The following is a 12,803-nucleotide window of genomic DNA, read 5'->3' as shown; positions in this document are numbered from 1 at the left end:
TGCTGTGGCTGGTGGGGTTCGAGTGCGAACAACAAGGACGGCACCGGCGTTATCAGGCGAATACGCTGCAACGCCGGGTGCTGTCTTTTATCACTCTGGGCAAGCAAGTGCTGTTTCATGAATTCCGGCGAGTGACAGGCTCACTACTGGAGCGAGCTCTGGCAAGGTTGAGCCGCCTTTACTTACTCTCACCAGGCGTTTCTGCATGACCAGTAAAAAACTGGGGAGCCCTCAGCGCCTTCGCGGGCATGACGGACTTTTAGTCACTTCGCGAGCTTTACGGACCGTATGTGGTGCCAGCCCACATTATTGATAAGGCCAGTGCCGATTGGGCTTCAGCTCTTTATAGCCAATCGCCATAATGATCCTTTCGTTCTTATGATGCCGAGCCAACCATGAACCAAGTGGACGCTTTTACCCTGCTGCTGGCCGCCCTGGCCTGCTTTACCGGTGCTTATGTGCAGACCGCCATCGGTTTTGGCATGGCGGTGGTCGCCGCCCCCATTCTGTTTTATCTGGATCCGGCGCTGGTGCCCGGGCCGCTGATGGTGGTGCTGCTGGTCATGTGCCTGGTCAACGGCTGGCGCTTTCGCAAGGGGCTGGAAATGAATTTGCTGGCACCGGCCTTGCTGGCGCGTATTCCCGGCAGTGCCGTGGGGGTCTGGCTGCTGGTGGTACTGCCGCTGCAGTGGCTGGCGGTGCTGATTGCCATCACCATCATGCTCGGCGTGCTGGTGCGGCTGAAAGACATCGCCCTGCCCATGACCCGTGCCAACATGGCCCTGGGCGGCTTTTTGTCCGGGGTGATGGGCACCAGCACCACCATTGGCGGGCCACCCATGGTGCTGGTAATGCACGGCGCCGACATGCACCGCATTCGCGCCAACCTGGCGGGTTTCTTCGTGGTGTCCACCCTGATGTCGGTGGGCGCACTGGCCACCGGCGGATTTCTGACCCAGGCGCACCTGATGATGGCCCTGCCGCTGGCCCCGGCGGCGCTGCTGGGGAACTGGCTGGCGGTGCATACCCTGCACCTGGTATCACGCCCCGTTATGCACTATGGCTCGCTGGGGCTTTGTACCCTTGCGGTTATCGGTATGTTAATCAACACCTTGACCTAATCCCACGCAAACCGTGGCATTGTTAAACGAGGCATAAAGTCCGATAATAACGGCCGTTTATTGTCGATTGCCGAGTGATCATGTCTGAATACCTGCTGCTGTTTGTCGGCACCGTGCTGGTCAACAACTTCGTTCTGGTGAAGTTTCTTGGCCTGTGCCCTTTTATGGGTGTGTCGGGCAAGCTGGAAACCGCCATCGGCATGGGGTTGGCCACCACCTTTGTGCTGACCCTCGCCGCCGCCTGCTCCTATCTGGTGAACCAGTACATACTGATGCCGCTGGATCTGCTCTATCTGCGCACCCTGTCGTTCATTCTGGTGATCGCCGTGGTGGTGCAGTTCACCGAAATGGTGGTGCATAAAACCAGCCCGGCACTGTACCGGCTGCTGGGTATTTTTCTGCCGCTGATCACCACCAACTGTGCCGTGCTGGGCGTGGCCCTGCTCAACATCAACGAGCAGCACAATTTCATGCAAAGCCTGGTCTACGGCTTTGGCGCCGCCGTGGGCTTTTCCCTGGTGCTGGTGCTGTTTGCCGCCATGCGCGAACGGCTGGCAGGCGCCGATGTGCCCGCCCCCTTTCGCGGCCCGGCCCTGGCGCTGGTCACCGCCGGCCTGATGTCGCTGGCCTTTATGGGCTTTACCGGACTGGTGAAGTTGTAACATGACACACATTCTTATCGCCATTGTGGTGCTGGCACTGCTGGCACTGATCTTCGGACTGGTACTCGGCTTTGCCGCCGTGCGCTTTCGGGTGGAGTCGGATCCCATTGTCGACCAGCTCGACGAGCTGCTGCCCCAAACCCAGTGTGGTCAGTGCGGCTACCCCGGCTGTCGCCCCTACGCCGAGGCCGTGGCCAACGGTGACGACATCAACAAGTGCGTGCCCGGCGGCGACGCCACCATGCGCAAAATTGCCGATCTCATGGGCGTAGAGCCCCAGGCCATGGGCGAGGAAGCCGCCGAGCCGGTAAAAACCGTTGCCTTTATTCACGAGGACATGTGCATTGGCTGCACCAAGTGCATTCAGGCCTGCCCGGTGGATGCCATTGTCGGCTCCACCAAGGCGCTGCACACGGTGATCGTCGACGAATGCACCGGCTGCGATTTGTGCGTGGATCCCTGCCCCACCGACTGCATTGAAATGATGCCGGTCAAGGTGACTCCCGACAACTGGAAATGGCAGCTCGAGCCCATAGCCATCAAGCAGGTGAAATAATGTCGCTGTTAGCAGATCTTCAGGCAGGCAAACTGCACGACTTTCATGGCGGCATTCATCCGCCCGAGCGCAAGGCGCCGGCCAATCTTAACCCCATCGTCGACGCCGGTTTGCCCGAGGAGCTGGTGCTGCAAATTCGCCAGCATATCGGCCAGCCCGCCCGGCTGCGGGTGAAGGTGGGTGATCGGGTACTGAAGGGCGAACGCCTCACCGACGCCGACAACCCCATGATGATTCCGGTGCACGCGCCCACATCGGGCACGGTTACCGCCATTGAACGCCGGCCCCTGTGCCACCCTTCGGGCCTGGACGGCGACTGCATCATTCTGAGCCCCGACGGCCAGGACGAATGGCGCCCGCGCTATCCCATGGCTGATGTTGAAGCGCTCAATGCCGATGTGCTGCTGGAGCGCATTCACGAGGCCGGCATCACCGGCCTGGGCGGCGCCGGCTTTCCTTCCCATATCAAGCTGCGCCCGCGCAAAAAGACTACCGAGACCCTGATCATCAACGGCGTGGAGTGTGAGCCCTACATCAGTGCCGACGATCGTCTGATGCGCGAGCACGCCGATGAAATTCTCCACGGCGTGGCCATTTTGCGCCACATCGTGCAGCCGCAACTCACCATCATCGCGGTGGAAGACAACAAGCCCGAGGCCCTGGCCGCCCTGCGTGAAGTAAACATTGATGAAAACGTGCTGGTGGTGGCGGTGCCCACCAAGTATCCGTCCGGCGGTGAAAAACAGCTGATTGAAATTCTCACCGGCAAACAGGTGCCCCGCAACGGCCTGCCCGCCGACATCGGCATTGTGGTACAGAACGTGGGCACCGCCCATGCGGTGAAGCGGGCAGTGCTTGACGACGAACCCCTTATTCAGCGGGTGGTCACCATCGCCGGCGACGGCTTTGGCGAAAAGTGCAACGCCTGGGTGCGCATTGGCACCCCGGTACGGTATTTGCTGAAACGCTTTGCCTTTAACCCCGGTCCCGAGCCGCGCATCATCATGGGTGGCCCCATGATGGGCTTTACCCTGCACACCGCCGCCGCCCCGGTGATCAAGGGCAGCAACTGCATACTGGCGCCCAGCCAGCATGAGCTGTCGCCGCCGGTAGAAGAGCAGCCCTGCATTCGCTGCAGCCAGTGCGCCGACGCCTGTCCTGCCAGCCTGTTGCCGCAACAGCTGTACTGGCATGCCCGGGCCAACGAGCACGACAAGCTTAACAGCCACAACCTGTTTGACTGCATTGAATGTGGCGCCTGCGCCTGGGTCTGCCCCAGCCAGATCCCCCTGGTGCAATATTACCGGGTGGCCAAGGCCGACATTCGCCAGGCCCAGCGGGAAGCCGAACAGGCCGAACGCGCCAAACAGCGCTTTGAAGCCCGTCAGGCCCGGCTGGAGCGGGAAAAAGCCGAACGCCAGGCGCGCCAGCAAAAAGCCGCCGCCGAACGCAAGGCGCGGATGGAAGAGCAGGTCGCCGCCGGCGGTGAAGATCCGGTGGCCGCCGCCCTGGCCCGGGTCAAGGCCCGCCAGCAGGCCGAAGGCACAGAGGACATGGCCGCCGCCCGCGCCGCCCGCAAGGAAGAAGCCCGCCGCAACCGGGAGCGCAAGGCCGCCGAGGCCGCTGCCAGCCCGGCGTCTGGCACTGAAGATAAAAAAGATGCAGTCGCGGCTGCCGTCGCTCGTGCCAAGGCGCGCAAGGCAGCGCAAGCCGATGCGGCCAGCGATGCACCGGTAGCCAATGCCGGTGACGATAAAAAGTCTGCGGTGGCGGCCGCCGTTGCCCGCGCCAAGGCCCGCAAGGCGGCTCAGGCCGCCGAGCAAAACGAGACAGCATCGGACGAGACCGCACCCGAGGCGCCGGCCAACGACAAGAAAGCCGCGGTGGCGGCCGCCGTTGCTCGCGCCAAGGCCCGCAAGGCCGCTCAGGCGGCGGAGCAAAACGAGACGACATCGGACGAGACCGCACCCGAGGCGCCGGCCAACGACAAGAAAGCCGCGGTGGCGGCTGCCGTGGCCCGCGCCAAGGCCCGCAAGGCTGCAAAAGAAGCCGAGCAAAGCGAGCCTGCGGCCGCGCCTGCACCCGCGCCGGCTGAAACGTCTGATGATGACAAAAAGGCTGCCATTCGTGCCGCCGTGGCCCGGGCCAAGGCCCGCAAGGCTGCGGCCGCCAGTTCACCATCGAAACCGGAAGACGAGTCCTAATGGGTTTTCATATCAGCAGTTCACCCCATGATCATGCACCGCTCAGTACCAATGTGCTGATGCGACGGGTCTGCTACTGCCTGCTGCCGGGCATTGCCGTGCAATGGTGGTATTTCGGCTGGGGCAGCCTGGTGCAAATTGCGCTGGCCGTGCTGACCGCCTACGCCGCCGAAGGCCTGGTACTTACACTACGCAATCGCTCCCTTGGCATATTGCGCGACAACTCGGCGCTGCTCACCGCCCTACTCATCGGCATTGCCATTCCGCCGCTGGCGCCCTGGTGGCTGGTGGTGATCGGCACCGCCTTTGGCATTATTATCGCCAAGCAGCTTTACGGCGGCCTGGGGCAGAACCTGTTCAACCCCGCCATGGTGGCCTATGTGCTGTTGCTGGTGTCGTTTCCGCTGCACATGACCAGCTGGCTGCCGCCGCTGGAGCTGCAACAATATCCGCCGGGGCTGGGCGATACCCTCTCCGCCATTTTCACCGGGTACACCCTGGACGGTTTCAGCCCGCATCAATTGCGCGAGCTGGCCGATGGCACCACCATGGCCACCCCCCTCGACACCCTGAAAACCGGCTTTACCCAGGGGCATACCGCCAGTGAAGTGCTGGATAACCCCATTTTTGCGGGGCTCGCCGGCATCGGCTGGCAGTGGGTCAACCTGGCCTATCTGGCCGGCGGCCTGGCGCTGCTGCGGCTGAAGCTCATCAGCTGGCCCATTCCCGTGGCCATGCTGGCGACCCTGGCGGTGCTGAGTTTTCTGGGCTTTATGATCTCCCCCGACAACACCGCCGGGCCGCTTATCCAGCTGTTCTCCGGTGCCACCATGGTGGGGGCCTTCTTTATTGCCACCGATCCGGTGTCGGCGTCTACCACCTTTCGTGGCCGGCTGATCTACGGCGCCCTGATCGGCCTGCTGGTGTACCTGATCCGCACCTTTGGCGGCTATCCCGATGCCATCGCCTTTGCGGTGCTGCTAGCCAATCTGACGGTACCCATGATCGACAGTCTGACCAAACCCGCTACCTACGGAGCGCGCCGCTGATGCTGGAAATGATGCGCAAAAACGGCCTGGTGCTGGCCGCCTTCGCCCTGGTGTGCACCGCCCTGGTGGCCTTTACCAACAGCCTGACCCGGGACACCATTATTCGCCAGGAGCAGGCCCAGCTGTTGCAGGTGCTGAACGAGCTGTTGCCCGACAGCACCCACGACGAGCCATTGTTTCAGCACTGCGTCAAACTGCAAAGCCCGCAATATCTGGGCAGCCGTGAGCCTCTGCCGGTGTTTACCGCGGTCAAGCAGGGTGAGATACAGGGCCATGCCATTGAGGCCATTGCCCCGGACGGTTACAGCGGCGAGATCAAGCTGGTGGTGGGCGTGAATGCCGACGGCACCCTCTCCGGTGTACGAGTACTCAACCATAACGAAACCCCGGGCCTGGGCGACAAGATTGAGCTGAAAAAGTCCCGCTGGCTGCTGGATTTTGACGGCAAGCGTCTGCACGGTGAAGAAGATCCCAGCTGGGCAGTGCGCAACGACGGCGGCCAGTTCGACGCCTTTACCGGCGCCACCATCACGCCCCGCGCCGTGGTAAATGCGGTACGCAAGGTGCTGCTGCTGGTGAGTGAACAACCGCAACTGCTGACAGATGCGCCTCACTGTGGAGAAAGCCTGTGAACGATCAACAAAAAGACATCATTCGCCAGGGGCTCTGGAGCAACAACCCGGCGCTGGTACAAATTCTCGGCCTGTGCCCGGTGCTGGCGGTGACCAATACCCTGACCAACGCCATGGGCCTGGGGCTGGCCACCCTGCTGGTACTGGTGGGCTCCAACGTCAGTGTGTCCCTGGTGCGCCAGTGGGTGCCGAATGAAGTGCGCATTCCCATCTACGTGATGATCATCGCCAGCCTGGTAACCTGTGTGCAGCTGCTGATGAACGCCTTTACCTACGGCCTGTATCAGTCGCTGGGTATTTTTATTCCGCTGATCGTCACCAACTGCGTGATCATCGGCCGGGCCGAGGCCTTTGCTTCCAAAAACAGCGCGCCGCTGGCGGCGCTGGACGGCCTGATGATGGGGCTGGGCTTTACCGCCGTGCTGCTGGTGCTGGGTGGCCTGCGCGAGCTGCTGGGCATGGGCACCCTGTTTGACGGTGCCGAGCTGCTGCTGGGCGACTGGGCCACCGGGCTGCGCATGGATGTGCTGCATCTCGACAACGGCTTTTTGCTGGCCATTCTGCCCCCGGGCGCCTTTATCGGCCTGGGATTGCTGGTGGCCGGCAAGAACTGGATCGACGGGCGGCTGGCAGCCCGTCGGGCCCCCGCCCCCAAACCCGAAGTGACCCGAGCGCGAGTAACCTCTTTATGAACATGGACAAACGCCGGCAAATTCTGGAGCGGCTGCGGGCCGAAAACCCGCACCCGACCACTGAGCTGCATTTCAACAACACGTTCGAGCTGCTGATTGCCGTACTGCTGTCGGCCCAGGCCACCGACGTGAGTGTGAACAAGGCCACCAAGGGGCTGTTTGCCGCCGGGCCCACCCCCGCTGCCATGCTGGCATTGGGCGTGGACGGCGTGAAGGAGCACATCAAGACCATCGGCCTGTTTAACTCCAAGGCCGAAAACGTCATCAAGACCTGTGCCATACTGCTCGAGAAGCACGGCGGCGAGGTGCCAGAAAACCGCGAGGCGCTGGAAGCCCTGCCCGGTGTGGGCCGCAAAACCGCCAATGTGGTGCTCAACACCGCCTTTGGCTGGCCCACCATTGCCGTGGACACCCATATTTTCCGGCTGTCGAACCGCACCAAATTTGCCCCGGGCAAGAACGTGGACGAAGTGGAACAAAAGCTGCTGAAGTGGGTACCCGCCGAGTTCAAGCTCGACGTGCACCACTGGTTTATTCTGCACGGACGCTATGTCTGCACCGCGCGCAAGCCCCGCTGTGGCGCCTGCGTGATTGAGGATCTGTGCGAGTTTAAAGACAAGCAATATCCGCCCGGCGAATAACCGCGCCAACCAACAACATACGGGAGCAATGACCATGCGAATTCTGCACACCATGCTGCGAGTGGGTAACCTGGATCAGTCCATCGCCTTTTACACCGACATCATGGGCATGAAACTGCTGCACACCAGCGAAAACGCCGAGTATAAATACACCCTGGCTTTTGTGGGCTACGGCGATGAAAGCGAGGGTGCCGTGCTGGAGCTGACCTACAACTGGGGCACCGAGAGCTACGATCTGGGCAACGCCTATGGTCATATCGCCATTGAGGCGGAAGACATTGTTGGCATGTGCGAGCAGATCCGCGCAGCCGGCGGCAAAGTCACCCGCGAGCCGGGCCCGGTCAAGGGCGGCAGCACCGTCATTGCCTTTGTGGAAGATCCCGACGGCTACAAGATTGAGCTGATCGCCAAAAAGGATGCCGGCAAGGGCCTGGGCGAATAATTTGTCATTCCCGCCTATTGAATGTGTCATTCCCGCGAAGGCGGGAATCCATTTATCAGGCAACAACAATGTGACAAGAGCATCTTACCAAACATGGACCCCCGCCTGCGCGGGGGTGACGTATCGGGCATAATAAGGTGATGCTGTCAGCATCTACCGCATCGGCAATTCCACGTCTTCGAACAGCTTTTCAATATCGTCCGGCGACTTCAGGGTAATGGCCTTGTCGATCCGCTCACGGGTGAGATGAGGGGCGAAGCGCTCCATAAAGTCATACATGTAGCTGCGCAGAAAGGTACCCTTGCGAAAACCGATTTTGGTGGTGCTGGGCGCAAACAAATGGCCGGCGTCGATGGCCACCAGATCGCTGTCCTCGACCGGATCCACCGCCATGCTGGCGAGCACGCCAATACCAATGCCCAGCCGTACATAGGTTTTGATCACGTCGGCGTCGGTGGCGGTAAACACCACCTTGGGCTCATAACCGGCGCGGCTGAAGGCCACGTCGAGCTGGGAGCGACCGGTAAAACCAAACACATAGGTCACCAGCGGAAAGCCGGCAATGTCGGCGATGCTGGGCTGGGTGACCGAGGCCAGGGGGTGATCCTTGGGCACCAGAATGCAGCGATTCCAGTGATAACAGGGCAGCATGATCAGATCCTGAAACAAATGCATGGCCTCGGTGGCAATGGCAAAGTCGGACGAGCCCTTGGACACCGACTCGCTGATCTGCACCGGTGTGCCCTGATGCATGTGCAGCGACACCTTGGGATAGCGCTCAATAAAGCCCTTGATCACGTCAGGCAAGGCATAGCGGGCCTGGGTATGGGTGGTCGAAATATTGAGCGAGCCCTGATCCGGATGGGTATGCTGGCTGGCCACGGCCTTGATGCTTTCCACCTTGCCCAGGATCTCGCCGGCAATACGAATGATGTCGCGCCCGGCGGGCGTAATTTGGGTGAGATGCTTGCCGCTGCGCTCAAACACCTGAATGCCGAGTTCGTCTTCCAGCATGCGCACCTGCTTGCTGATACCGGGCTGGGAGGTATAAAGGCTCTCGGCGGTGGCGGAGACATTGAGATTATGGTTGGCAACTTCGACGATATAGCGCAACTGCTGAAGTTTCATGGTGGTCCAGATTCATGGTGACTTGTGTAAATACTATCAGACCTTGGCAAAAGATCCTCTGCATTGGCGCCGTTCTGGCATATTAATATGGCGCTAACGGCCTGAAACATCACCGTTTATTGATTCAGGACGTTAGCCAAAGCCCGTTTGGTGAGTTAACATTTCAGCTCACGCTCAAACCTTCATAGCGAGCCCGTTGCCGATGATACTGACCCTGGTACTGATAACCATAGGCGCCCTGCTGTTTCTGGTTATCGTCTACAACATGCTGCAGCAATACCGGCAAAAGCAGGCGGCGGAAAAACGCGGCATTATGATCAGGCACAGCCATATCGTCAACGAGACCGAAGAGCTGTTGCTGAACGCCGGTCAGCTGCCCTACAGCCGCACCCTGGTGCTGATCCTCTATCAGCGCGTACAGAACAGCCTGCAAACCATGGTCGAGACCGATCCCAACAATGCGCAACTGGCCAGCCGGCTGGAGAATGTGCGCCAGCAAATCACCGATGCCAAAGACAATTTTCCGCCGGTGCAGGGCAACTTCAAGCGCCCCGAGTCGGATCAGCAGGCATTGCACATGCTCAAGCTGGTCAAGCGACTGCGCCACGTGGTGCGCCAGGAGCACAACAAGGGCAAGGTGGGCTCTCAGGCCTTTGTGGCGGAAGATCGCCGCCTCGAGCTGATTCAGCTCAAAATCAACCTTTCCAACATGCTCAAGCGAGTGCGTATGGCCATCACCAACCGCGAAACCGCCGCCGCCCGCCAAATGCTGGAAAAAGGCAAAAAGATCCTGAGTAACCTCGCGGATAAAGACGATCAGTTACTCAATATTGAAGAAACCATTCAGGAATGGATTAACGATCTCGACACCAAACAACAGCAGGTGGAGCAGCAAAAGGAAGAGCAGGAAAAGGAAAAATCCGAGCTCGACATGCTGTTTGAGCCCAAACGCAAATGGTAAGCCCCATCACCGCCCTGCTGGGCGATACCGACGCCTTTTTTAACCATCTGGCCGACGCCATGACCGGTCACGGCCTGACCGCCCGCCTCGGCTCCATGGATCATATCTGTTACCGGGCCGACAGCAATGATGAGTACCGAGCGCTGAAAACCCGCCTAGCCGAGCACGGACAGATGCTGGTGGAAGGCATGATCGGCGGCCGGCCCATTATTACCTATGCCCTGAATAAGCCGCTCCCCAGCCCCTTTGGCCCCGTGCCCTGCCTGGAGCTGGCCGCGCCCAAACCAGGCAAGACCCACCACACGGGCCTTGAGCACGGTGAAATCGTGGTGCCCAGCCTCACTGCCCTGCTGGCACGTTATCCTGATGTACCCTTTAACCAAAAGGGCATGCCCAAAGAGCTCACCCTCACCCTGCCGCCATTGCAGATCAAGTTTCATTGCCAAAGCCTGGCAGACACCATTGCCGACGAGATTGCCGAAGGCTTGGTAGTACCGGTGCCGGAAAATTATTTTAGGTAGAACTCCTCTGCACTCCAGCCCCCACCCTCTGCTCATACCGTTTCAGCCGCCAGGTCAGGCCGCCGGTCACCGCCATCACCAGTATCATGCCCAGGGTCACGCCGGCCAGGCCCGCCGACTGCCAGAAGGGGTAAAGATATAAGCCGCCCAGGCTCGCGCCCGCGTAGTAAAACACCAGATAAAGTGAAGAGGCCAGCGCTCTGTGTTGGCTGACACTGCGCCCCACCCAGCTGCTGGCGCAGGCGTGGGCCAGAAAGAAGGCAAAGCTGTCTATCAGCAGCGAGGTCATGATCACCGGCAAGCGCTCACTCAGCAACCCCAGGCTGCCCAGCGCCATGATCCCAATGGCCGCCAGCAGAGTGTTGCACAGGCCAAAACGGCTGATCAGCACGCCGCTGACACCGGAGGCAAGCGTGCCGGTGAGATAAGTCAGAAACAACAGGCCAATGGCCGCCGGCGCCAGGGCAATGGGCGGTGCCGACAGATAAAAGGCCACATAGGTGTACTGGTTGAGAAACACCATGAAATTCAGGCCGCCCACCAGGAACACCGGCCACAACAGCGGATTGCGCACATGGGCCAGCAGGGCGCTGGCCCCTTGGCCTCTGCCCGCCGGCACAAAGCAGCGGGACTCAGGCAACAGCCGGGGCAAGAGCCCCCACAACAACAGGCTGACGCAGGCCAGCACCACAAAACTCGCCTGCCAGTGGTCCGCCCATTCCGCCACCAGGCCACCAAACACCCGGCCGGCAATGCCCCCCAGGGAGTTGGCGGCAATGTAGATGCCGATGCTGGTCACCAGCGCCCTGGGTGTGAACTCTTCCCCCATGTAGGCCACCGCCGTGGCCGGCAGCCCCGCCAGAAAAAAGCCCTGCACGCCGCGCAATATGACCAGGCCGGCATAGTTCGGTACCCAGGCCACGGCCAGCCCCAACAGGATGGCCACCAGCAGGGTACCCAGCATCACCCGCTTGCGCCCGACTCGGTCCGCCAGCCGTGCCCAGAACAGCAAGCCCGCCGCCAGCCCAAGGGTCGCCGCCGACAAGGCCCAGCCCGCGCCCAGCGCTGTCAGTTCAAAATCCTGTGCCAGCAGCGGCAACAGCGGCTGAGCCACATAGAGATTCACAAACACCAGCACCGAGCCCAGGCCCAGCGCCAGGGTGGCACGCCACCAGAGTGAGGTTTTGAAGTCGAGCATGGCGGGTCTCCGACAGGTAATGCCTTGACCTTACGCCCTTCAATAGAATAATTTAAATATATTAAAATTATCAGAATTATAAGACGTAATTATGATCGACCCACGCTGGCTGCGCCAATTCAGTGCCGTAGCCCACACCGGCAACATTACCCGTGCCGCCGAGCAGCTGCACCTGGCCCAGCCGGCGGTGACCATGACCATCAAGAAGCTGGAGCAACAGCTGGGACTGACCCTGTTTGAACGCCGCCAGGGCCGGCTGCACCTGACCGCCGAAGGCAAACGCCTGCTTGAACACGCCGAGCGCATTCTCGCCGCCCTGACCCTGGCCGAGCAGGACATGACGGCGCTGCACGACCTCAACGCCGGCGAAATCACCATCGGCATTCCCAGCATGCTGGGCTCGTTTTACTTTCCACCGCTGCTGATGGCGTTCAAGCACCGTTATGCGGGCTTAAGCATTCGGGTGGAGGAAGCCGGTACCCAGAGCGTGCTGGAGCACTTGCTGAACGGGCGGCTGGGGCTGGGCATTGTGCTCACCGCCGATCTGCCTGCCGGGCTGTGCGGGTTGCCGCTGCTGCGGGAAGAAATGGTGGCGGTGGTGGCCCGGGATCACCCCCTCGCCTGCCAGCCTCATATTACTCTGGATGACTTTCTGGCCGAGGAACTGGCGGTGTTTCGCCACGGTTTCTACCACCGGGAATACATTGAAGACATGGCAAAACAGCGTGGTCTGCGCCCGCGTATCGGCTTTGAAAGCAATCTTATTCCCTTGCTCAAGGCAGTGGTGCGCCAGGGCTTTGCGGTGACCAGTTTTCTGCGCATGGCCATCGAACAGGACGCCGACCTGGTGCCCATCTCCTTTGAAACCCCTTATTTTCTCGACCTGTGCCTGGCCTGGCCCAAAGAGCGCCGGCTGTCCCGGGCCGAGCAGGCCTTTATCGACTTTATTCGTGAGCAGCATCAGGGGTCTTTACAGCCCCGGTAAAGATTCGTTAT

At 60.7% G+C, this 12,803-nt stretch carries 14 protein-coding genes and 1 pseudogene; 13 read left to right on the top strand and 2 right to left on the bottom strand.

The window, feature by feature from the left end:
• The 10 genes and pseudogenes from Q9290_RS03125 to gloA form a co-directional block, all read left to right on the top strand.
• A pseudogene (locus Q9290_RS03125) lies at positions 1–209 on the top strand (hypothetical protein); the annotation flags it as partial.
• Between the two features lie 186 nt (positions 210–395).
• Positions 396–1,121 (top strand): sulfite exporter TauE/SafE family protein, encoded by a 726-nt coding sequence (locus tag Q9290_RS03120; RefSeq protein ID WP_306078160.1) that lies wholly within the window; start codon positions 396–398, stop codon positions 1,119–1,121.
• An 80-nt stretch (positions 1,122–1,201) separates the two neighbouring features.
• Positions 1,202–1,783 (top strand): electron transport complex subunit RsxA, encoded by a 582-nt coding sequence (gene rsxA / locus Q9290_RS03115; protein WP_306078159.1) that lies wholly within the window; start codon positions 1,202–1,204, stop codon positions 1,781–1,783.
• A gap of 1 nt (position 1,784) precedes the next feature.
• Positions 1,785–2,339 (top strand): electron transport complex subunit RsxB, encoded by a 555-nt coding sequence (gene rsxB, locus Q9290_RS03110; protein ID WP_306078158.1) that lies wholly within the window; start codon positions 1,785–1,787, stop codon positions 2,337–2,339.
• Positions 2,339–4,543, top strand: coding sequence for an electron transport complex subunit RsxC (rsxC, locus tag Q9290_RS03105; RefSeq protein WP_306078157.1), 2,205 nt, complete (start codon positions 2,339–2,341; stop codon positions 4,541–4,543). Before rsxB ends, rsxC begins: the two co-directional genes overlap by 1 nt.
• Positions 4,543–5,592, top strand: coding sequence for an electron transport complex subunit RsxD (gene rsxD / locus Q9290_RS03100; protein ID WP_306078156.1), 1,050 nt, complete (start codon positions 4,543–4,545; stop codon positions 5,590–5,592). The genes rsxC and rsxD overlap by 1 nt, the downstream gene beginning before the upstream one ends.
• The gene (rsxG, locus tag Q9290_RS03095; protein ID WP_306078155.1) at positions 5,592–6,224 is read left to right on the top strand and encodes an electron transport complex subunit RsxG; all 633 of its coding nucleotides are present in this window, start codon (positions 5,592–5,594) and stop codon (positions 6,222–6,224) included. The genes rsxD and rsxG overlap by 1 nt, the downstream gene beginning before the upstream one ends.
• Entirely contained in the window at positions 6,221–6,916 is a 696-nt protein-coding gene (locus Q9290_RS03090) for an electron transport complex subunit E (protein WP_306078154.1), read from the top strand. The genes rsxG and Q9290_RS03090 overlap by 4 nt, the downstream gene beginning before the upstream one ends.
• Positions 6,913–7,557 carry an endonuclease III gene (gene nth, locus Q9290_RS03085; protein WP_306078153.1) on the top strand — a complete coding sequence of 215 codons (645 nt, stop codon included), beginning with the start codon at positions 6,913–6,915 and terminating at the stop codon, positions 7,555–7,557. Before Q9290_RS03090 ends, nth begins: the two co-directional genes overlap by 4 nt.
• A gap of 34 nt (positions 7,558–7,591) precedes the next feature.
• Positions 7,592–7,999, top strand: coding sequence for a lactoylglutathione lyase (gloA, locus tag Q9290_RS03080; RefSeq protein WP_306078152.1), 408 nt, complete (start codon positions 7,592–7,594; stop codon positions 7,997–7,999).
• 153 nt (positions 8,000–8,152) lie between these two features.
• Here gloA and cysB read toward each other — a convergent pair whose 3' ends face one another.
• Positions 8,153–9,127 carry an HTH-type transcriptional regulator CysB gene (cysB, locus tag Q9290_RS03075; RefSeq protein WP_306078151.1) on the bottom strand — a complete coding sequence of 325 codons (975 nt, stop codon included), beginning with the start codon at positions 9,125–9,127 and terminating at the stop codon, positions 8,153–8,155.
• A gap of 202 nt (positions 9,128–9,329) precedes the next feature.
• On the opposite strand from cysB, the gene Q9290_RS03070 reads away from it, so the two are divergent.
• Positions 9,330–10,088 (top strand): DNA repair ATPase, encoded by a 759-nt coding sequence (locus tag Q9290_RS03070; RefSeq protein WP_306078150.1) that lies wholly within the window; start codon positions 9,330–9,332, stop codon positions 10,086–10,088.
• Positions 10,082–10,609 (top strand): VOC family protein, encoded by a 528-nt coding sequence (locus Q9290_RS03065; RefSeq protein WP_306078149.1) that lies wholly within the window; start codon positions 10,082–10,084, stop codon positions 10,607–10,609. Before Q9290_RS03070 ends, Q9290_RS03065 begins: the two co-directional genes overlap by 7 nt.
• Here the strand turns inward: Q9290_RS03065 and Q9290_RS03060 are convergent.
• Positions 10,602–11,807 carry an MFS transporter gene (locus tag Q9290_RS03060; RefSeq protein WP_306078148.1) on the bottom strand — a complete coding sequence of 402 codons (1,206 nt, stop codon included), beginning with the start codon at positions 11,805–11,807 and terminating at the stop codon, positions 10,602–10,604. The genes Q9290_RS03065 and Q9290_RS03060 overlap by 8 nt on opposite strands.
• Positions 11,808–11,898: 91 nt before the next feature.
• Here Q9290_RS03060 and Q9290_RS03055 point away from each other — a divergent pair, with 91 nt between their 5' ends.
• Positions 11,899–12,792 (top strand): LysR family transcriptional regulator, encoded by an 894-nt coding sequence (locus tag Q9290_RS03055; protein WP_306078147.1) that lies wholly within the window; start codon positions 11,899–11,901, stop codon positions 12,790–12,792.
• The last annotated feature ends 11 nt before the right edge of the window (positions 12,793–12,803 follow it).

The sequence above is a fragment of the Oceanimonas aquatica genome (genome assembly GCF_030732065.1).
Classification (GTDB): domain Bacteria; phylum Pseudomonadota; class Gammaproteobacteria; order Enterobacterales; family Aeromonadaceae; genus Oceanimonas.
Note: the sequence above shows the minus strand (reverse complement) of the source record. Positions and strands in the feature narration are given on the sequence as shown.